Below are 19,257 nucleotides of genomic sequence, written 5' to 3'. Positions count from 1 at the left end.
GAGTGTTAAAGCCTTATGGATTGTGGCTTTAATGTTGACTGTCGTTGTTATTACGATTGTGTACGTGCTTGAAACCACTGGCGACAGTATGGTGCGAGAAAGCGCTAACCAACGTGTCGAAGCTCAGGTCGAAACGGTTGCACAGAGCTTGGGTCAACTATCTAATAACGTTGAAACTATTGCATTTTCTTTGGCGAATACCTTGTCACTTGCCGATAGTGAAACGGATATCGAGAAAAAGCTGTCTGCAATGCTGAGCAACAAAAACATTAAACGTATTGTTGCGAGTGGTGGCTTTTGGCCCGAACCCTTCTTATATGATGAAAATCGAGCGAAAGCGTCAGTGTTCATCGAAATGGGACAAGATGGCTTATATTCTCGTATCGATGACTACAATGCAGACTCTGCAGCGCCTTATCACACTGCAGAATGGTATGCGCCAGCACGATATTCATCAGAAGAAGCATATTGGTCAAGAGCATACATAGACCCGTTTACCCAAGAATCCATGGTGACATGCAGTGTGCCTATTTTTGCTGGAGGCAAATTTGCGGGCGTCGTGACGATTGACGTCCGGCTTGCCGAGCTACAGGCTTTTCTGACACGAAGTGGGCAAAAAATTGGTGGGTATATGATGATGTTTGATAGAAGCAGTCGTATTATGTCGTACCCTGAGACACTGTCTGATCAACGTCCTATTTTATTGCCGAGTGTGCGTGAAATTGCAAACTCGCAACCAGATTTTGCAGAGTTAGCATTAGTGATTAGCCTTGCGACTCAAGGCGAGCGATTGGTCACCCAAAGTGACCCTAAGCTTCAAGACATTGCCGAATCTATTGTTTCCTCTTCACCTGATATTGACCTTGGGTACGCGTTATCTGTTGCGACAGAATTGGCGCCTAACCCTTCTGTTTTTCGACCAACAGAACGATTGTTTATTCACCGTCTTGACAATGATCCTATCTTACAAGAGGCGACCGTTGTGTTCGGTCGTACGCTGCCAGATACAGATTGGTTACTGGTGGGGGCGTTGCCCGAACGCCTCTTACAAGTTGAAGCGACCAAACTGAAAAACGATTTGTTTTTTGCTATGGCGTTGGTTGCTATCGTGTTGGTCGGTATTGCATATTTGGCCATACATCTCCAGATTGTCCGCCCCATGGCTCGCGTGCGAAGTGCGCTGATTAGCCAGCGCGGAGATGTTCCTTTCGCCCCTATCGATTATGCCGAGCGTGATGAACTCGGTATGTTGGTGAGTGAATTCAACCAATTGAGCACCAATCTGGTAGAGACCCGAGAGCGAGCAGTGGATGCTGCGCGAGCCAAGCAGTTATTCCTAGCCAATATTAGCCATGAAATCCGCACGCCTATGAATGGTATCTTAGGTGCGTCATCGTTAATGCAAGATGAGCCTATGACGAGTAAACAGGCCGAGTATCTTTCTGTGATCTCTCATTCATCTCGGGGGCTCATGTCATTGATCAACAATATTCTGGACTTCAGCAAAATGGAGTCAAGCCATCTGAAATTGGAAGAAGCACCTTTCGATCTCGAACAGGTCAGCAACTATGTTCGAGATCTCATGTTGCCCACCATTACCAACAAGCCTCAATTGGTGTTTGATCTTGTGTACGAAGAAAATTGCCCGAGGCGCTTCTTAGGGGATGCGCACCGCATTGAGCAAATCGTACTTAATTTGGTCTCGAATGCGCTCAAATTTACCGATACAGGTATCGTTCGCCTTAAAGTGGCGATGAACCAAAACGGTGGACGATACACTGGCGTTAGTATTCAAGTGTCAGATACTGGTGTGGGTATTCCTGCGGATAAATATAGCGTCATTTTTGATGAGTTTCAGCAGGCTGACACATCAACAACGCGTAAGTTTGGTGGTTCAGGTCTTGGGCTGGCAATAACCAAGCAGTTAGTTGATTTGATGGGCGGTGAAATTGCGGTGACCAGTGAGGTTGGCCGAGGCAGTCAATTTACGGTCATCTTGCCGCTTAATATTGAAAAAGACAGTGTTGATACCAAGGGACATGAGTTACTCAAACAGCGCAATGATGCTTTTGCGGGTAGGCACTGTCTGTTAGTAGAGGACAACGCGATTAATCTGATGATTGCTGAGAAAATGCTGATGAAGCTGGGTTTCTCAGTGGATAAGGCAACAGATGGCATTGCCGCATTGGATAAGACCAAAGTGCAAGGCTACGACATCATTTTCATGGATATCCAAATGCCTCTCATGGATGGTTTGGAGGCAACAAGGCAAATTCGTTCTTCGGATAGTTTTAATCATCAAACGCCGATTGTTGCGATGACGGCTAACGTACTTAAAGACGATATTTGGCGTTGTATTAGTAACGGAATGCAGGGACACATTGGTAAGCCACTAAGAGAAACGGATATTTATACGGCGTGCAGTAAAGTGCTGTCTTCAGAGGTCGAAGCCTAAACGTATTCATATACCTAACTACCCAAGGTTCTCTGAGCAAGCGCATCTAGAGGTTGTTTGGGTCTACGACGTTATATTCGGCGGTTCAATCCGCTAAAGCTTGATCCGCATCAAAGGTTTTTGCTCGAACCTGAGCAGAATAGCGCGCCTATGAAAACTGTATCGATAACGTCCGCGAAACGTCGCCAGCCTCTGTGGCTTGTTCGCGCCATGACGTCCCTATATTGCAAACATATTCACCGTGGCAGTCAGCTTTGTCAGCATTGCACGGCCTTAATCGCTTTTGAAGAACAGCGTGTTGTTCAATGTTGTGAAGAGGGCGGTGGTTCGTCTTGCAGAGAATGCAACCGACAGTGTTATCCGGATGCGACTCGCTTGGAAATAAATCACATCGTACGTTGGGCCGAGCCGAAGATGCGTTGGCGTAGACCTCTTATGGTTGCTAGGTATTACGTTTCATCATTATTTCGCTGATCAGTTAGCTAGCTGCAGTGGTTATCTTGCAGCAATTTATCCCTCTCGCCTCTGAAGGTGCACCCGCGCCTGTTTATGTCTCTCTCAATGATTCTAAACACACCTGTTTGCGTGTGTTTTTATTGATCCGCTTGCACCATCTACCGTAAACACGCTGCTTAACTGCGGGGGGTATACTCGCCGTCTCGTTCCTCGAATGGGTGGGTTTTCACCCATTTCCTCTTTTTCATATCTCAAATTTGTTTTGCAATTGTTAATTAATTGTTTTCATTTTTCTGTGTGTCAATTTCCTCAACTAAAGATTAAAGGGAGTTATTACATCGCATGTCGTATCTGGCATGCATGACACAAGGAAAGAGGATTCAGTATGAACAAGCTTAAAACGGTGCTTTCAGCTGTGGCGCTTTGTGCGGGGATGACGGCATTTGCCCATGCAGCACCAGAAACCATCAAATTTTCACATGTAGTTGCTGAAAATACGCCTAAAGGACAAATGGCGTTGAAGTTCCGTGACCTGGTTTCAGAGCGTATCGGCGACAAATATGTGGTTGAGGTTTACCCAAACTCACAACTGTTTGGCGACGGTAAAGAAATGGAAGCACTGCTACTTGGAGATATTCAGTTTATTGCCCCTTCTTTGTCCAAGTTTTCGAAATACACCAAAAAACTGCAGGTTTATGATCTCCCGTTCCTTTTTAAAGACATGGAAGCGGTCGACCGTTTTCAACAAAGCGAAGCGGGACAAGAACTACTTCAATCTGTGAAAGGCAAGGGGTTGGTTGGCTTGGGCTATTTGCACAACGGTCTCAAGCAGCTTTCTGCAAACGATCCACTGCGCATCCCCAGTGATGCGGATGGTAAAAAATTCCGCATCATGAGTTCTGACGTGTTGGCTGCGCAATTTGAAGCGGTTGATGCCGTTCCTTTGAAGAAGCCGTTTTCAGAAGTCTTTACGCTTTTGCAAACTCGCGCTATCGATGGGCAGGAAAACACCTGGTCAAATATCTACTCTAAAAAATTCTTTGAAGTTCAGCCTTACATTACTGAATCAAACCACGGGGTATTGGATTACATGGTCACGACATCCACTGAGTTTTGGATGACACTTCCTGATGAAGACCGTGAAGTACTGCAAAAAGCACTCGCAGAATCCGTGGCGCATGGTAATGCAATTGCCAATGACAAAGTGATGAAAGATCGTAAGAGCATCATGGAATCGGGTCGTAGCGAAATCATCACGTTGACTGACGCTGAACGCCAACAATGGGTTGAAGTAATGAAGCCCGTTTGGAGCCAATTCCAAGACGATATAGGTCCTGAAATTATCGAAGCTGCTGTGGCTTCTAATCAGTAAGTGACGAAGTCCAGCGCAGGGGTTCTGCGCTGGGTTTTTTCGTGGGAGTAGAAAATGATTCGGTTATTACACCGTTTTGAAGAGGCAGGCATCGGCCTCTTACTGGTGACAATGACACTGTTGGTGTTTTTTGAAGTGATACTGCGCTTCTTTTTCAATGAAGGTTTGCTTTGGGCACAAGAACTTACCTTGTATCTCTCTGCATGGCTCGTGTTGATGGGCGCATCTTGGGGGCTTCGGGAAGGCGCACATATCGGTGTGGATGCCGCGGTTAAGCACTTGCCTCCATCTTCACAAAAAGTCGTCACCTTATTGGCCTTGGCCTTGTGCTTGGTTTATTGCGGCTTGTTTCTTTACGGTTCGTGGGTCTACCTGAGCAAAATGAAAATGATCGGTATTGAAATGGAAGATATGCCGATTGAAAAATGGAAGGCGATGTCCTGCTTGATTCTCGGGTTTGGCTTGTTAGCACTGCGCGTTTGTACCATCGCGTATGAAGTATGGACTGGAAACAGGCAAGGGTTCGGGCTTATTGATGAAGCGCAGGAAAGCATGCACCTTGCAGAAGAATTGGCGAATGAAATGGATGACAAGAAGGAGCGAGGCCAATGACCATTGCTGCATTATTTGGGATGTTGTTCCTTTGCATGTTCATGGGAATGCCCATCGCCATCGCATTGGGCTTATCGAGTGTGACAACCATTCTTATCTTTTCAAACGATTCGTTGGCCTCTATTGCCTTAAAGTTGTTTGAAGCCACCAGTGAACACTACACCTTACTCGCGATCCCTTTCTTTATTTTGTCTTCTGCGTTCTTGTCGACGGGTGGTGTTGCGCGTCGACTGATCAATTTTGCTATTGACTGTGTTGGACACATCCGTGGCGGCCTTGCAATGGCCTCTGTCATGGCTTGTATGCTCTTTGCTGCTGTTTCTGGTAGCTCACCAGCAACGGTTGCGGCTATAGGCTCCATCGTCATTGTAGGCATGGTAAAAGCGGGGTATCCGAAAGCGTTTGCCGCGGGTGTTATCGCCAATGCAGGAACCTTGGGCATTTTGATCCCGCCATCCATTGTGATGCTGGTTTATGCCGCGGCAACGGAAGTGTCAGCCTCCCGTATGTTTATGGCGGGCTTTATTCCTGGCTTGATGATGGGCGGTATTTTGATGGTGGCAATCTATATAGTTGCCGTCGTGAAAGGGTTACCGTCTCAACCGTTTCCGGGCGTAATGTCATTGGTTCACTCAGGGCTTCGTGCACTCGGTGGCTTAATGCTTATCATCATTGTGCTTGGGTCAATTTATGGCGGGGTAGCCAGCCCAACAGAAGCCGCGTCGGTTGCTGCGGTTTATGCATGGCTCGTGAGTGTTTGGGGTTACCGCGACATAGGCCCGCTCAAAGACGTACCTTGGCGTCGTGACGGAGAGGGAACAGCGAGCATGCTGATGAGAAACTTTGCGTCTCTTCCAATGGTCATGGTGAAGTCATTTACCGACAAAGAAGTGAACCACGTTGTTCGTGATGCATCGAAAGTTAGTATCATGCTGTTGTTCATCATCGCTAATGCCATGCTGTTTGCTCATGTATTAACGACAGAGCGAATTCCACATACTATTGCGGAAACCATTGTGGCTTGGGGATTACCTGCTTGGGGCTTCCTGATTGTGGTGAACATTCTGTTGTTGATTGCAGGTAACTTTATGGAGCCCTCGGCAATTCTGCTGATCATGGCGCCGATATTGTTTCCTATCGCGATGCAACTTGGCATTGACCCCATTCATTTAGGCATCATCATGGTGGTGAACATGGAAATAGGCATGCTGACGCCACCAGTTGGGTTGAATCTGTTTGTGACGGCAGGTATCACTGGGGAGAGTATGGGATGGGCAATTAAAGCGGCGCTGCCGTGGTTGAGCCTATTGCTGATTTTCCTGATACTGATCACTTATATTCCAGATATATCGTTGTTCTTGCCGAACTATCTTGATTCGTTGCGTGGCTATAAATCCTGATGTAACGACCAAAGATAACAAAAAGGGGCGAATTCGCCCCTTTTTATTTGTTCGTTTGCTTACGTCTAACCAGCGCCAGACTTGCGTTGTAGCAGGGTAAGCACACTAGCCGACGAAGAATACTTATTCCGCCAGCTTCTCAAGCACTGCTTTCAGTAGCTTGATGCGTGGTTCAATAGAGTGAAGCTCAAGGTATTCTGCGTCACTGTGGAAGCCTGCACCGATAGGGCCTAAACCATCAAGAGTGGGTACACCTAGCACGGCAGTTAGGTTTGCATCAGAGCCGCCGCCCACTTCCTGCCAAGTGATATCGATACCCAGATCTTTTCCGGTTTCTTCGATCATCGCCATGAGGCTTTCCGTTTTGCTTGTCGGTGCCATGGCAGGTTTGGTTGCTTCGCGTACCAAAGAGACGGTGACGCCATCAACAAACGGGGTTTCCGTCAATGCGCGGATTTTAGTGTCTACTTGCGCATATTCATCGTTGTCCCAGAAACGCACATCAACCACTGCTTCTGCGTGTTGAGGAACGATGTTCGCACCGTCGCCGCCATTCACAACGCCTACGTTCAGGGTGGTGCCTGTTTCGAAGTCCGTCATCGCGTTCAAGGCTAGGATCCAATGCGCCATTTCAGTGATTGCACTGCGGCCATTTTGTGGTTCATTACCTGCGTGTGCCGCTTTGCCGTGGAACGTCATTCTGTAACGTGCCATGCCTTTGCGTGCTTTTACCAATGAGCCATCAGCACGTGCTGCTTCAGCAACCAGTACGTGGCGCGCATCTTTCGCCACTGACTTTAGCCATTCTTCTGAGTGCAGTGAGCCAATCTCTTCGTCTGGGTTCATGCAAACACAGATAGACAACGCATCACGAACACTCAAATCCAGCTCACGCAGTGCGTATACTACGTTCAGAAGGCCTGACTTCATGTCTGAAACGCCTGGGCCGTATGCACGGTTTTCATCGTTGCTCATTGGGCGTTCAGCCGCGGTACCCACTGGGAATACGGTATCCATATGACCGATCAACATTACATCGATGTGATCTGCTTCAGGCTTGTTGCGGATCTCAAGACCCACGCCAGCAATACCACAATCAACACGTTTGATGTTCCATCCGCCCATGTCTTCGTATTTTTCGGCCATGATGTTGGCAATCACTTCGATGCCTTCAACAGTCAATGTGCCGCAATCTAAGTTGATCAGGGGGCGTAGTTCTTCTAGATAGGTGTTCAGAGAAAAGTTCATAGCAACTCCGGAAATCCGTTTGGAAAGCAACGCCGAGCCTTTATTGAATAAGAAAGTGCTCGGCGTGAGAGAAAAGCGTTAAACCAGAATGTTCATCACCAACATTGCGCCAAGGGCATTGATCACTGAGATGATAACCATGGCTGGGATGTAGCGGCCTTCAGTACCGATTGGGCCTAGGATGCGGCCAAGGTATTGAACTTGTGAACCCATTAGGTAAATAGCAGGAGCAAGAATGGCAATGTGCTCACCATTCAAGATGCCTTGGTCAAACAGGCTAATCACAACGCCCACTGCGCCACCCATCGACATCCACGCGCCGATAAGCACAGCGGCCGCTTCACCAGGAAGGCCGAATACTGCCATGACAGGAGAGAACAAGGTGCCCATCAGATCCAGTGCGCCGGTGATTTGAAGCGCTTTGATGATCACGAACGCCATCAGAACGTTTGGTACGGTTGACGTGGTTGCGATGTTCCAGCCTTTTTTAGCGCCTTCTACGAAAATGTCCGTCACCATCGGCTTTTTTGCTTCAGTCATTATGCTTTCTCCTCGGTTAGCGCTTTGTCGGCTTTGTCTTCTTTGCCTTCAGTGATGTTCAAGTAAACGCGGAACAGGTTTGCACCCACGAACTTGAATACGAACATCACGGCAACCGCGAGACCGATAGAAGAAGAGACTGCCAAAGAGCCGTCCATCAGTGTCAGGGTGAACAGCACCGCACCTGATGAGAAGAAGTTCACGATCGCTGCACCTGCAGAGAACTGGAACATGGTGAAAATATCTGCTTCACGCTTGGTAAGGTGACCTTCGTCTTTTAGCTGGCGAGTCATAGCTGCACCCGCATCGGTACTTTGCAGCGATGCAATCAATGCAAGACCTGTGTTACCAGGGATGTTCATCAATGGACGAAGCAGTGGCGTAAGCAGTTTACGTGCAGCATCCAGCGCGCCGTAGTGCTCTAGTACGTTGATCATACCTAGGGCGAACATCACGGTAGGGATCAGTGTTAGGGCGAATAGGAAGCCGTCACGAGCACCGCTACCGCCTTTACCACGCATAGAGGTGGTTGCAGCTTGGATGCCATCAGCGGTTTCGTTAACGCCATAAACAACGCTACCGAAAGAACCGTTCAATGTGGTGAAGTCAAAAACGCCATACCATTCGTTAGATTGGAGTAATCCTGAAAAGAAAACGACGGCGAAGGCGAGGGCAAAGTAACTACCGATAGTAACTTTGCGAGTTTGCTCGCTAGGAGTGCTCATAGATACCTCTTTGGGCTAAGTGTGTTTGCGTATGCAAAATGAAATCTGCCCCCATTCTCTTCTGCGAGGGATTCCGCACTTTGATTGGGGTCAATATGTGCTACTGAATGGTGGGGAATTCGCGTGGTGCAATGTTGAATATGTGATCGTGATCTACTATCAGTAGCACTGTCGGGAAGGCTAAGATTTTCCGCTAAAACAAGGATGTAAACACCTTTCGAGAGATGTAAAAAAGGCAGCTATCGCTGCCTTTAGAAAGGGGGTGTTGAGATTACGCTTTTTGCAGTGCTGCAGCGCCTTCTAGGCTTGCGTTATCGGATGCGACTTCGTGCTGTTGGTTTGGCTCAACAGGGTCAACAAACCAACCAAGATAAGACGTCACAATCGTCACGATAATACATACGAAACTTAGCCACATGAAGGGAGCGTAAGAGAGCGTCGCCACACCCAAAATGCTCGCCATGTAGATACCGTTATCACTCCAAGGCACCATTCCTGATGTCAGCGTGCCGCCAAATTCTGCATTACGAGAAAGGTTTTTACGGTGGTAGCCAAGGCGGTCATAGTTTTTCGCACAAATCTTCGGTGTAAGAATCAAAGACACGTACATGGCTGAACCAAACACGTTACCAAGGAAAGCGGTACCAATGGTTGAGGTAGCAAGACTGCCAGCAGAGTCGACTTTACGTTCAAACACCTTTGCGATGGTTTCAAGTACACCCACTTTGTCTAGCAGGCCACCAAAGCCCAAGCCGAACACAATCACAGCCACTGAACCCAGCATGGATTCCATACCACCACGGTTTAGGATGGCATCAATGAAGCTCACGCCAGATTCAATCGAGAAGGGTGCCCATGCAGTGTTGATTGCGGCTAGTGGATTCATGTCTTGAACTACGATAGCCCACACGATACCCAATACAGAACCAAGAGAAATCACTGGGAATGACGGTAAGCGCAGTGCCAATAGCAACAATACGATGCCAACAGGAATGAAGGACAAAGGTGAAATCACGAATTGTTTGTCCATGGCGGCAATCACGTCGTTCACTTGGGCCATGTCTACGTTACCTGCGTAGTGTAGGCCAAGGGCGGTGAACAGAATACCCGTGATGATGTAACTGATCAGGGCGATAGGTAGCATGCCTTTGATGTGCTCAACGATTTCGACACCTGACATAGAAGAAGCAAGGATCACGGAATCAGAAAGCGGAGATAGCTTGTCACCAAAGTAACAGCCTGACAACACAGCACCTGCAGTCACTGGTGCTGGAACACCAAGCCCTTGGCCAATGCCCATCATTGCGATACCCGCAGTACCCGCTGCACCCCATGATGTACCCGTCGCCAGCGCCGTCAATGAACAAATGATCATGGTGGCGGCGAGGAAGATAGAGGGGTGAATGGCATTCAAGCCGTAATAGATGATAGTTGGTACGATACCGCCAGCAATCCAGGTACCGACAAGTGCGCCGACAGCCAGAAGGATCAAGACCGCCCCTAAGCCATTTGCGATGCCGTTGGTGGCGGCTTTTTCGAGATCTTTGTATTGATGACCCAGCTTGATGCCGAGGCCGATGATCAAGAACCAACCAATATATAACGCAAGCTGAATGGGTAAATTAAGCTTCGCTGTGAAAGAGAATGCGAGTAAGAGAAATAGACCAAGCGCAGCGAATACTTGGAATAGCGAAGGGAGTCGCGCCGAGTGTCTTTGCATATTTCAAACCTTTCGTTTGTGGAGCTAATTAGCTCCTGCCGTTGAAATATCCATATTGGGGCTATCAGTACTACCTTCCTGGCGGCGATGCATACTTTAGCGAAAGAGACTGGAGTAGGTGAACAAGTATTTCCATTTATGTGACTTTGCAGTCTTGGGTGTTATTTTTCATGGTTTTCTGTATCAAAACGATGGATATGATGTGGCTTTTTATGGTGAGGTTGTGTTTGTTGTCTGTTTTATGGATGTGTGTATATTTGTAAATTACGATGGTAAATGTCCTAAGAGTTTAGATTTTGTAGATCATGACCTGAAAATCTCCATCAATGCAGTGATTGAATCTAAGTGTCAGCATGCAATGATGATGCGGGTTTATAAAAGCTTATGAAAACAGAGATTGAGATAGAATTTCTCTGCCAACCTTATATAAATTGACTGATTGATGTAGTTCTGGATGGTTTGCATTGATTTGCCTCCCTGAACTACGCAAAAAGATGCAGTTTTTGCTTGTTATTTGTGTCGTTAATTTTCAAGATAGAGGCAGAAGATTACAACATGGAGTGTGAGTGAGAATGAAAAGAGTAGGTTTAGTCGGCTGGCGCGGTATGGTCGGATCTGTACTGATGCAGCGCATGGTAGAAGAGCGCGATTTTGATGTTATCGAACCGGTTTTCTACAGTACCTCTCAAATTGGTATCCCAGCGCCAAACTATGGCAAAGATGCGGGCTTACTGGAAGATGCATTTGATATCGAAAGTTTGAAACAGCTAGATATCGTTATTACCTGTCAAGGTGGTAGCTACACCGAAGCGGTATATCCAAAGTTGATCGCAGCGGGATGGAAAGGTTATTGGATTGATGCTGCTTCAACGCTACGTATGAAAGAAGACAGTATCATCACATTGGATCCGGTTAACTTTAAACAAATTCAAGAAGGCATTCACAAAGGCACTAAGACCTATGTGGGTGGCAACTGTACGGTAAGTTTGATGCTGATGGCTGTAGGTGGCCTGTACCAAGAAGGTTTGGTTGAATGGATGACAGCGCAAACGTATCAAGCGGCTTCAGGTGCTGGTGCGAAAAATATGCGTGAATTAATCAGCCAAATGGGTGTGATTAATGACTCTGTTGGTTTAGAGCTGGCAAACCCTGCAACATCCATTTTGGACATCGACCGTAAAGTCGCAGAAACGCTGCGTTCTTCAAGCTTCCCAACCTCAGAATTTGGAGCGCCATTGGCGGGCTCATTGATCCCTTGGATTGATGTGAAGCGAGATAACGGTCAAAGCAAAGAAGAGTGGAAAGGCTCGGTAGAAACGAACAAGATCCTTGGCATACAAGATAGCCCAGTACCGATTGATGGTACCTGTGTACGTATTGGCGCAATGCGCTGTCACAGCCAAGCATTGACGCTAAAACTCAAGAAAAATGTGCCAATGGATGAAGTTGAAAGCATCATCGCATCGCACAATGATTGGGTTAAAGTGATCCCGAACGAGCGCGACATAACGGTTCAAGAATTGTCGCCAGCAAAAGTGACCGGCACGCTGTCGATCCCTGTAGGTCGTTTGCGTAAAATGAACATGGGTGATGACTTCCTCAATGCGTTCACCGTAGGTGATCAGCTATTGTGGGGTGCTGCAGAGCCGCTTCGCCGTACACTGCGTATTATTTTGTCTGAAGTCGCTTAAGCACTCGGTCAAAATGAAATAATAAAAAGCCGCTGCGAATCAGCGGTTTTTTTGTGCCTGCGGTTTGACCCATCGTGAAAAGGCACAATTTGACATCAAAAAGCGACACCAAAATGAAGACAAAAAAATACCCCGCAAACGCGAGGTATTCATCTTTACAGGCGATTGCCAGAAATTACGCTGCTAGGTTTTGAGCAACGAACTCCCAGTTAACCAATGCCCAGAATGCATTCATGTAGTCTGGACGTAGGTTGCGGAAATCGATGTAGTAAGCGTGTTCCCACAGATCAACGGTCAGCAGAGGAGTCACACCTTCTTCAGTCAAAGGCGTCGCTGCGTTAGATGTGTTAACGATATCTAGAGTACCGTCAGCTTTTTTCACCAACCAAGTCCAAGAAGAACCGAAGTTGTTGATCGCTGAATCAGTGAATTTCGCTTTGAATTCTTCGAATGAACCGAAAGATTTTGCGATTGCATCAGCCACATCGCCAGTTGGCTCGCCGCCGCCATTTGGGCTCAGGCAGTGCCAGTAAAACGTGTGGTTCCAGATTTGCGCAGCATTGTTGAACACACCGCCAGTAGAGGTCTTTATGATCTCTTCTAGAGATTTGTTCTCAAGCTCAGTACCTTCAACTAGGCCATTCAGCTTAACAACGTAAGTGTTGTGGTGTTTACCGTGGTGGTATTCCAGAGTCTCTTGAGAAATGTGTGGCTCAAGTGCATTTTTCTCATAAGGAAGAGCTGGTAGTTGAAATGCCATTACGCGATTCTCCATGATAGGCGGGGTTTCCCCCTGACATTATTGCTTCCTGTAGATTTGTCTTACACTTTAGGAAAGGCTCCCTGAAGAGGACGTATCTACTTATAGACTGACTGCGAAACAGTTTAGCAAGTTTTTACTTTATTAAAAGAAGAATTTTTAAAAAAGCGACTTAAATTGACCCTATAGATTTTAGGCGTTTTTTTCCGGCCTTTTCCCAGTTAGAATCAAGGTAGTCATCACACTTGGTGTTCGAGGAAGTAATGGAAACGATTGATAAAATTAAACAGCAGATTGAAGAAAATACCATCCTGCTATACATGAAAGGCTCGCCAAAGCTACCTAGCTGTGGCTTTTCTTCTCAGGCTAGCCAAGCGCTAATGGCGTGTGGTGAAAAATTTGCATACGTGGATATTCTACAAAATCCTGATATCCGTGCTGAACTGCCTATCTATGCACAATGGCCGACATTCCCACAATTGTGGATTGAAGGTGAGTTGGTTGGTGGTTGTGACATCATTCTGGAAATGTTCCAGAAAGGTGAGCTTCAGCCAATGATCAAAACTGCCGCTGCGCGCCGTGATGCGGAAGCGAATGACTAAGCCATTGGCTGAGTTTGTGCACGTAATACAAGAAAGCCGCTAATTTTCATTAGCGGCTTTTTTATATCGTTTAATTGATGATAATGCCTTGAAATTACAGCGTCATGGCCGCTAGCCAACCAAAAGCGATCAATGGCAAGTTGTAGTGGACAAAGGTGGGTACAACCGTGTCCCAAATGTGCTCATGCTGACCGTCAGCGTTCAAGCCAGACGTAGGCCCAAGCGTCGAGTCAGAGGCTGGGGAGCCTGCGTCACCTAAGGCTGCGGCTGTGCCCACTAGAGCGATCGTTGCCATTGGTGAGAAACCAAATGCCAAGGCGAGTGGAACATAGATAGTGGCGATAATAGGGATAGTGGAAAATGACGAGCCAATCCCCATCGTCACTAATAGGCCCACAACCAACATTAATAACGCAGCAAGGGGCTTATTATCACCGATGCTTGAGGCTAGTGATGCTACCAAGGTTTCAACGCCACCCGTCGCTTTCATTACTGCCGCAAAACCGGCTGCTGATATCATGATGAAGCCAATCATGGCCATCATATGCACGCCGCGAGTGAAGACATCATTCGTATCCTGCCACTTGATCACACCACCGATGGTGAACACCATAAAGCCTGCCAGCGCACCGACAATCATCGAACCGGTATAAAGCTGAGCACCCAAGGTGGTCGCAATTGCTACGATTGCGACAACAATATGTTGCGGTTTAATTTCTGTTTTTTCAGGCTCTGCCGCGAGGATTTTCTCTTCCGAATAGTGGCGAGGTTTGCGGTAGCTAATAAACGCGGCGACTAACACACCAAACAGCATACCCGCAGCAGGTAAAAGCATGGCTTGGGGCACCTGGCTCGCAACAACATCCAGACCATTGTCATGCAGGTTTTTCAGCAAAATATTGTTGAGGAAAATGCCGCCAAAACCAATAGGTAACACCATGTAGGGTGTGATCAAACCGAAGGTCAGGACACACGCAACGAGACGGCGGTCTAGGTTCAATTTTGCGAACACATGCAAAAGTGGCGGGATAACAATGGGGATAAACGCAATGTGAACAGGAATGACGTTTTGCGACGATACTGCAAGCAATGCAAGTGCAACCAGTACCATGTACTTAAGAGCGCTTGTCGCGTTGGCATTGTCTTTACCATTGAGTTTGCGAATAACCGCTTGAGCAAGTAAATCCGTGATACCAGAGCGGCTAATAGCAACAGCAAAGGTACCTAACATGGCATAACTTAGTGCGATGGTTGCGCCACCGCCAAGTCCGCCTTCAAAGGCTGAAATGGTATCGGTTAGCGATAAACCACTAACCACGCCGCCAAGAATGGCACTAAAGGTAAGTGCGACGACAACGTTAACTCGCAAAAGAGCCAACATTAACATCACACAAACCGCGATAACGACCGGATTCATGAGTTTTTCCCTACTTCTCTGAGCTCAATACGAGCAAAAATTTATCCAAAAATGTGTATACCCAAGCAACCTCGTCATCCCTGATGAGTCAAAGGTAGCTTGGGTATCACCTTGCGAAGATCACAGTTTCCTTTTTTTTGTAACGTTGTCGAGAGGAATTTGTAGAGAAGGGAGAAATAAAGAAAAAGGCCAGCGGGTGCTGGCCTTTTGGGAAGCTCTAGGAGGGTTATTCTAGTACGCTGGCGTCACTCACCGCGTAATCGGAACTGCCTGTTAGGAATTGTACCAACTGGCTTTGCATCTCTGTGGTGTGGTCAAGGTCACTGAAATTGTCTTCTTGAGGAGAAATCACTGTGCTGTGCTTACCACCATCACTGAACTTAGTGAAGTTTCTGCCATTGCTTGTCGTTTGTGACGCATTATCAACAGTGGTTAATTGAAGCTTCGTTGCTAACGGTTCTGTACCCGCAAACGGCGCATCGGTTACCGTGTTTGGCACTGTCGCATCATTTTTTACTTGCTGCATATAAATCGGCAACGCGTCTAAAACGTTGGTGCCATTGATGTCATTCTCACCGACCAAGTTGAATGGGTCGACGGCATCGATCACGGTTTGCGCGGCGTAAGCAAAACTACTAACTAGTCCTGCCGCCTTTGTTTCGTCTGTAACACCACTCGTGACTTGGGCAATAATGCCAGGGCCGAATGTGTTAGAACCCAACAACAAGTTGGCGATTTGACCGCCAGTATTGGCTGCAGCAACACGAGAGAACTTAAAGATGGCATCACCAGCCGCATCGTTCAGCGTACTATTCGCCATGGCGACAGTACCAAACCCTGTGATACCTCCTAGAGAGTGACCAAATAGAGACGGGTTTGTCACCGCAGTGTTTGCTAGTGGTGCCAACGGTGTGCCTGCGAAAGCAGTAACCGACTGAGTGATTGATGCTGCAGCCCTTAGGCCCATGTTGTCCAGCATACTTTGTCTTAAATTGTCACGACCTACGGGTAGGTAAGTGAGATTCAAGAATGCAGTAGGGTCTGCATTGGCTGAGCGTGTGGCATCTAAGCTTCGCTCACCGTGCAATGGCTGATCAATAGCAATAATCGCAATGTCTTTGGTGAGAGTTTTCGCGCCATTAATAACATTCGCGGCAAATGCATAGGCATTTTCTTTCGCTGACGTAATACCGTGTTGGTAAATCACCAGTTCCATGTCACCTGGTGAGCCAACTAGCGCTGTTGGGGTGAAGAGTATAAATGGTACGTCTTGCAAAGATTTAAGCTGAGGGACAGGGTTATAGCGAGTAATAACACGCTCTGAATCTAGCTGTGAACCGTCTGCTTTGGTTAACGTAAGACCAACAAGCTTGAGTTGCTCGGCAGGGTCTGTTGCCAATGTGGCGAGGTCTACACCTGCCGCAACCAGTTGCTGACCTATTGCAGAAGCGTCATCTGCGTTATCACCACTGAGTACATTGGATACCATTGCCAAGCTTGGCATACCGGATTCAAACGGCGTTGTGTTCCAAGTTGAAGCGTCGGTTTCCAAGAAGTATGGCAGTTTGACTGTGCCTTTCGAGACGGTCACGGTACTTGGCGCATAAGCGGCAACCAAGGCTGCAGCATCGCTGCCATTGTCTGTTTCGATATATGAAGCAAAGTTAGTGTCGGCTGGCAATGCGGTGGCATAGTCCTGACCGGAGGCAGGTACGGACATAGAGTAAGCCGCGCTTAAGTCCACATCATTGGGGTTAGCTGAGTCTTTCCATACTGCGCCGAAGTTACCTAAACCTGCACCCGTCGCAATCGCTCCTTTGGTTGCATATAGTGTGTCGCCGACAGACTGTGTGGTAAACCAAGAACTGTAAATAATGTCCTCGTTCGCGGTTCCCAGCTGAGCAAAGATTGCATTGATGCCTTTGGTCACTGTCGCCGCAGTTGCAATGGAATCATTAACAATGGTGTCTGACTTCGTCACTAGCGTGGCATACGACGAAGACATGCCGAGCGTGTCGCCATTAGCGTCTGTCAAATCGTTGGTGAGGGCAATAATGTACTCACCTTTCTCCGCTAGTGAGTCAGCGAATTGCACAATCAGACGATCGTTTTTTGCATCAGAAATGACTTGGTAATCCGTGCCATTTGCCAATAACTTTTTAAGAGTTGGAGAGCCCGTTAGCCCTTCGGTCAACTGAGCAACGACGACACCGGATGTCAGCACGCCATCTGCCAACCCTGCTCCAGTAAATGGCATGATGATTGGCATAGAAACTGGCCAGCCGTCCATTGTGCCCATGGCCGCCCTTGGGTCTGCAAGGTTGGCGGCTAACGAAGCTCGGTTACCAGAACTCAGACTTGCCTTCGTCGCGCTAGCATCACTGGTTGGGATGTTCAACGTACCGTCGTTGGTATCCATAAGTAGAAAGCTTGGCCCTGGAATTGTTGCGTTACTACCGGATAGGTTAAAGCTGATTTTTGTTGGCGCTTTCAGGCTTTCTTGAATATAACCTTCTTGAAAAACGCTAGATTCGGTATTGCCGCTCAATTCGGCGTCGCCGCCACATGCTGTTAGTCCAATAGCAGCTGATAACATCAAGGCAAGGCGGGTTTTAGTTGTGTTTAATTGTAGATACATCATTCATCTCCCTCGACTGATGTTTAAAAGGTGTAGTTGGCTTGAACTGCAGCAAGATATGCAGCGCCTTTACCATCGAAGGTAAAGTCGATATTTGAAACACTGCTGCTTTCTTTGAAGCTGTTGGACTTACTGTAGATGTATGTCAAACCAGCATCGAAGGAGAGTTCTGGCGAGTATTGGTAGGTTGCCCCACCTGAGAACCAGTAGCGATCTGTGTCTGGGATACTCAGTGTCGACTTGCCACCTTGCTCATCAAAGGCGAATCCAGTACGGAGGGTCCATGCTTCATCAAGTGTATAAGTTGTGCCGACTGAGTACCGGAATGCATCATCGTATTTTTCGTCTTTTTGGAAACAAATTCCATTGGTGAGTGAACAGCCCGAGCCCGTGGCTTTTAACTCCTTGAACTCACTCCATTGTGACCACATCACACTGTAGTGGACTGCCCATGTTTGATTAAGCTGATGAAAACCCGAAAATTCTGCGATGGCAGGAAGAGGAACGTTAAGATCGCCACTTGTCTTGCCGCCGCCTGGGATAATATTGCCCGAGTTATCAGTGAAGTCGCCATTAAACTCAAGATCGACAGTAGATCGGTATGCAATACCAAAACGATTTTTGTCGTCGACTTCGTATAGAGCGCCCACGTTCCAACCGAATCCCCATGTGTCGCCTTCCATGCTGATAAGCTTGTCGCTGAAATCGTTCGAAACCGCAACAGAGGAGATGCCGTAGTGACGATTCAACTCAGCCATTGCATAAACGATGTTAAGGCCTGCCCCTACACTGAATTGTTCATTAACGCGATACGAGGCGGCTGGATTTAAGTTCACTGAAAGTAGAGACGTATCACCAGCAAGATCGCCAGCATTAAATGCGTCAGGGTAATCGGTACCTACTCCATAAGTGGTGTAAAGACCCACGCCAAATGCCCATTTATCGTCATATGGGTTGACATAATACGATGCCGGAACAACTTGCATAGGTGCAACGTCAGAAGCTTTTTGGCCTGTGGTTTTATCTGTAATGTCAATTTCAGGGTTGACGACATGAAGGGCACCGGACATTTGTGTTTCAGTGAAAAGTGCCATGGATGCTGGGTTACGCGCCATGACAGAAGCGTTATCCGCCATGGCAGCTTCACCTGCATAGGCTCGACCTAAGCCGCTAGCAGAATGTTCGGAAACCTGAAAACCCGCACTCCAAGCGCTAGGTGCACATAAAGCGACAGCGATAGCTATCGCGCTTCTTGATAGTTTTTTTGACATACAGCCTCTCATCCAAATTGAGCTTTTAGTTATTAATAAACTAAAGTCCATTATTATCAGTGGTTTGAAAAAAAACATTACAGTTTAAAGCAAGCTTCAATCCAATCTGGTCGGATCATTACAATCGTTAATATGTCACGTTGTTGAATAATGTTAAATACCTGTTAATTGTGCTGGTGGTCGGTTATGTGGCGGAGGTTCTGACAATGTTTTAAAACCCATGTTTTAAGTAAAAGCACTAAATAGAAGCTCACGCCCCCGCATGGCTTGTTATTAGGCATTTACAATTAGAAATGAAATGGGTGATAAGTGAACGAGCGTTTGAAATAGCCGGAAAGCGCAGAGTTTTT

General features: G+C 47.2%; 16 protein-coding genes. 8 read left to right on the top strand and 8 right to left on the bottom strand.

The genetic code is table 11. The features are described from left to right. Positions 1 to 31 precede the first annotated feature (31 nt). The 5 genes from L4D06_RS16390 (at position 32) to L4D06_RS16370 (ending at position 6,295) form a co-directional block, all read left to right on the top strand. The gene (locus L4D06_RS16390; RefSeq protein WP_489685846.1) at positions 32 to 2,455 is read left to right on the top strand and encodes an ATP-binding protein; all 2,424 of its coding nucleotides are present in this window, start codon (positions 32 to 34) and stop codon (positions 2,453 to 2,455) included. Positions 2,456 to 2,605: 150 nt separating this feature from the next. After that, a complete protein-coding gene (locus L4D06_RS16385; RefSeq protein WP_274165130.1) occupies positions 2,606 to 2,929 on the top strand; it encodes a nitrous oxide-stimulated promoter family protein in 324 nt (107 codons plus the stop codon). A gap of 367 nt (positions 2,930 to 3,296) precedes the next feature. Further along, positions 3,297 to 4,283: a TRAP transporter substrate-binding protein gene (locus L4D06_RS16380; protein ID WP_429740444.1), complete on the top strand. Its 987-nt coding sequence runs from the start codon at positions 3,297 to 3,299 to the stop codon at positions 4,281 to 4,283. A gap of 54 nt (positions 4,284 to 4,337) precedes the next feature. Further along, a complete protein-coding gene (locus L4D06_RS16375; protein WP_274165132.1) occupies positions 4,338 to 4,895 on the top strand; it encodes a TRAP transporter small permease in 558 nt (185 codons plus the stop codon). Beyond that, positions 4,892 to 6,295: a TRAP transporter large permease gene (locus tag L4D06_RS16370; RefSeq protein ID WP_274165133.1), complete on the top strand. Its 1,404-nt coding sequence runs from the start codon at positions 4,892 to 4,894 to the stop codon at positions 6,293 to 6,295. The genes L4D06_RS16375 and L4D06_RS16370 overlap by 4 nt, the downstream gene beginning before the upstream one ends. 123 nt (positions 6,296 to 6,418) lie before the next feature. Here the strand turns inward: L4D06_RS16370 and L4D06_RS16365 are convergent, their stop codons facing one another. The 4 genes from L4D06_RS16365 to nhaC all read right to left on the bottom strand — a co-directional run bounded on the left by L4D06_RS16365 (position 6,419) and on the right by nhaC (position 10,528). Further along, the gene (locus L4D06_RS16365) at positions 6,419 to 7,543 is read right to left on the bottom strand and encodes a M20 family metallopeptidase (RefSeq protein WP_429740443.1); all 1,125 of its coding nucleotides are present in this window, start codon (positions 7,541 to 7,543) and stop codon (positions 6,419 to 6,421) included. A 78-nt stretch (positions 7,544 to 7,621) separates the two neighbouring features. After that, positions 7,622 to 8,083 (bottom strand): YjiG family protein, encoded by a 462-nt coding sequence (locus tag L4D06_RS16360; protein WP_017007679.1) that lies wholly within the window; start codon positions 8,081 to 8,083, stop codon positions 7,622 to 7,624. Continuing rightward, on the bottom strand, positions 8,083 to 8,808 hold the full coding sequence (locus L4D06_RS16355; RefSeq protein ID WP_429740442.1) for a nucleoside recognition domain-containing protein: 726 nt from the start codon (positions 8,806 to 8,808) through the stop codon (positions 8,083 to 8,085). The genes L4D06_RS16360 and L4D06_RS16355 overlap by 1 nt, the downstream gene beginning before the upstream one ends. Positions 8,809 to 9,079: 271 nt before the next feature. Then, on the bottom strand, positions 9,080 to 10,528 hold the full coding sequence (gene nhaC / locus L4D06_RS16350) for a Na+/H+ antiporter NhaC (protein ID WP_274165137.1): 1,449 nt from the start codon (positions 10,526 to 10,528) through the stop codon (positions 9,080 to 9,082). Between the two features lie 118 nt (positions 10,529 to 10,646). Here nhaC and L4D06_RS16345 point away from each other — a divergent pair, with 118 nt between their 5' ends. Both L4D06_RS16345 and asd read left to right on the top strand, forming a co-directional pair. After that, positions 10,647 to 10,916, top strand: a complete 270-nt coding sequence (locus L4D06_RS16345) for a hypothetical protein (RefSeq protein WP_429740441.1) — start codon at positions 10,647 to 10,649, stop codon at positions 10,914 to 10,916. A gap of 184 nt (positions 10,917 to 11,100) precedes the next feature. After that, positions 11,101 to 12,219: an aspartate-semialdehyde dehydrogenase gene (gene asd, locus L4D06_RS16340; RefSeq protein WP_429740440.1), complete on the top strand. Its 1,119-nt coding sequence runs from the start codon at positions 11,101 to 11,103 to the stop codon at positions 12,217 to 12,219. A gap of 175 nt (positions 12,220 to 12,394) precedes the next feature. On the opposite strand, the gene sodB is transcribed toward asd, so the two are convergent. After that, positions 12,395 to 12,979 carry a superoxide dismutase [Fe] gene (sodB, locus tag L4D06_RS16335; RefSeq protein WP_274165138.1) on the bottom strand — a complete coding sequence of 195 codons (585 nt, stop codon included), beginning with the start codon at positions 12,977 to 12,979 and terminating at the stop codon, positions 12,395 to 12,397. A 263-nt stretch (positions 12,980 to 13,242) separates the two neighbouring features. Between sodB and grxD the strand changes: the two genes are divergently transcribed. Next, positions 13,243 to 13,581, top strand: coding sequence for a Grx4 family monothiol glutaredoxin (gene grxD / locus L4D06_RS16330; protein ID WP_274165139.1), 339 nt, complete (start codon positions 13,243 to 13,245; stop codon positions 13,579 to 13,581). 94 nt (positions 13,582 to 13,675) lie between these two features. On the opposite strand, the gene L4D06_RS16325 is transcribed toward grxD, so the two are convergent. From L4D06_RS16325 to L4D06_RS16315, 3 genes are all read right to left on the bottom strand, one after another. Beyond that, complete coding sequence (locus L4D06_RS16325) at positions 13,676 to 14,998, bottom strand: Na+/H+ antiporter family protein (RefSeq protein ID WP_429740439.1); 1,323 nt, start codon at positions 14,996 to 14,998, stop codon at positions 13,676 to 13,678. Positions 14,999 to 15,224: 226 nt separating this feature from the next. Next, positions 15,225 to 17,636, bottom strand: a complete 2,412-nt coding sequence (locus L4D06_RS16320; RefSeq protein WP_429740503.1) for a VolA/Pla-1 family phospholipase — start codon at positions 17,634 to 17,636, stop codon at positions 15,225 to 15,227. A gap of 23 nt (positions 17,637 to 17,659) precedes the next feature. Next, positions 17,660 to 18,907 carry an outer membrane protein transport protein gene (locus tag L4D06_RS16315; protein WP_274165141.1) on the bottom strand — a complete coding sequence of 416 codons (1,248 nt, stop codon included), beginning with the start codon at positions 18,905 to 18,907 and terminating at the stop codon, positions 17,660 to 17,662. Positions 18,908 to 19,257 lie beyond the last annotated feature (350 nt).

This window comes from Enterovibrio makurazakiensis (assembly GCF_050336585.1).
In the GTDB taxonomy this organism is placed as follows: domain Bacteria; phylum Pseudomonadota; class Gammaproteobacteria; order Enterobacterales; family Vibrionaceae; genus Enterovibrio; species Enterovibrio gelatinilyticus.
Note: the sequence above shows the minus strand (reverse complement) of the source record. Positions and strands in the feature narration are given on the sequence as shown.

What these genes read in the sequence shown, in the direction of transcription:
- L4D06_RS16325 (WP_429740439.1), bottom strand. Translation starts at nt 14,998, where the DNA reads ATGAATCCGGTCGTTATCGCGGTTTGTGTGATGTTAATGTTGGCTCTT.
- L4D06_RS16370 (WP_274165133.1), top strand. Translation starts at nt 4,892, where the DNA reads ATGACCATTGCTGCATTATTTGGGATGTTGTTCCTTTGCATGTTCATG.
- L4D06_RS16390 (WP_489685846.1), top strand. Translation starts at nt 32, where the DNA reads ATGTTGACTGTCGTTGTTATTACGATTGTGTACGTGCTTGAAACCACT.
- L4D06_RS16365 (WP_429740443.1), bottom strand. Translation starts at nt 7,543, where the DNA reads ATGAACTTTTCTCTGAACACCTATCTAGAAGAACTACGCCCCCTGATC.
- nhaC (WP_274165137.1), bottom strand. Translation starts at nt 10,528, where the DNA reads ATGCAAAGACACTCGGCGCGACTCCCTTCGCTATTCCAAGTATTCGCT.
- L4D06_RS16375 (WP_274165132.1), top strand. Translation starts at nt 4,338, where the DNA reads ATGATTCGGTTATTACACCGTTTTGAAGAGGCAGGCATCGGCCTCTTA.
- sodB (WP_274165138.1), bottom strand. Translation starts at nt 12,979, where the DNA reads ATGGCATTTCAACTACCAGCTCTTCCTTATGAGAAAAATGCACTTGAG.
- L4D06_RS16315 (WP_274165141.1), bottom strand. Translation starts at nt 18,907, where the DNA reads ATGTCAAAAAAACTATCAAGAAGCGCGATAGCTATCGCTGTCGCTTTA.
- grxD (WP_274165139.1), top strand. Translation starts at nt 13,243, where the DNA reads ATGGAAACGATTGATAAAATTAAACAGCAGATTGAAGAAAATACCATC.
- L4D06_RS16385 (WP_274165130.1), top strand. Translation starts at nt 2,606, where the DNA reads ATGAAAACTGTATCGATAACGTCCGCGAAACGTCGCCAGCCTCTGTGG.
- L4D06_RS16360 (WP_017007679.1), bottom strand. Translation starts at nt 8,083, where the DNA reads ATGACTGAAGCAAAAAAGCCGATGGTGACGGACATTTTCGTAGAAGGC.
- L4D06_RS16355 (WP_429740442.1), bottom strand. Translation starts at nt 8,808, where the DNA reads ATGAGCACTCCTAGCGAGCAAACTCGCAAAGTTACTATCGGTAGTTAC.
- L4D06_RS16380 (WP_429740444.1), top strand. Translation starts at nt 3,297, where the DNA reads ATGAACAAGCTTAAAACGGTGCTTTCAGCTGTGGCGCTTTGTGCGGGG.
- L4D06_RS16320 (WP_429740503.1), bottom strand. Translation starts at nt 17,636, where the DNA reads ATGTATCTACAATTAAACACAACTAAAACCCGCCTTGCCTTGATGTTA.
- asd (WP_429740440.1), top strand. Translation starts at nt 11,101, where the DNA reads ATGAAAAGAGTAGGTTTAGTCGGCTGGCGCGGTATGGTCGGATCTGTA.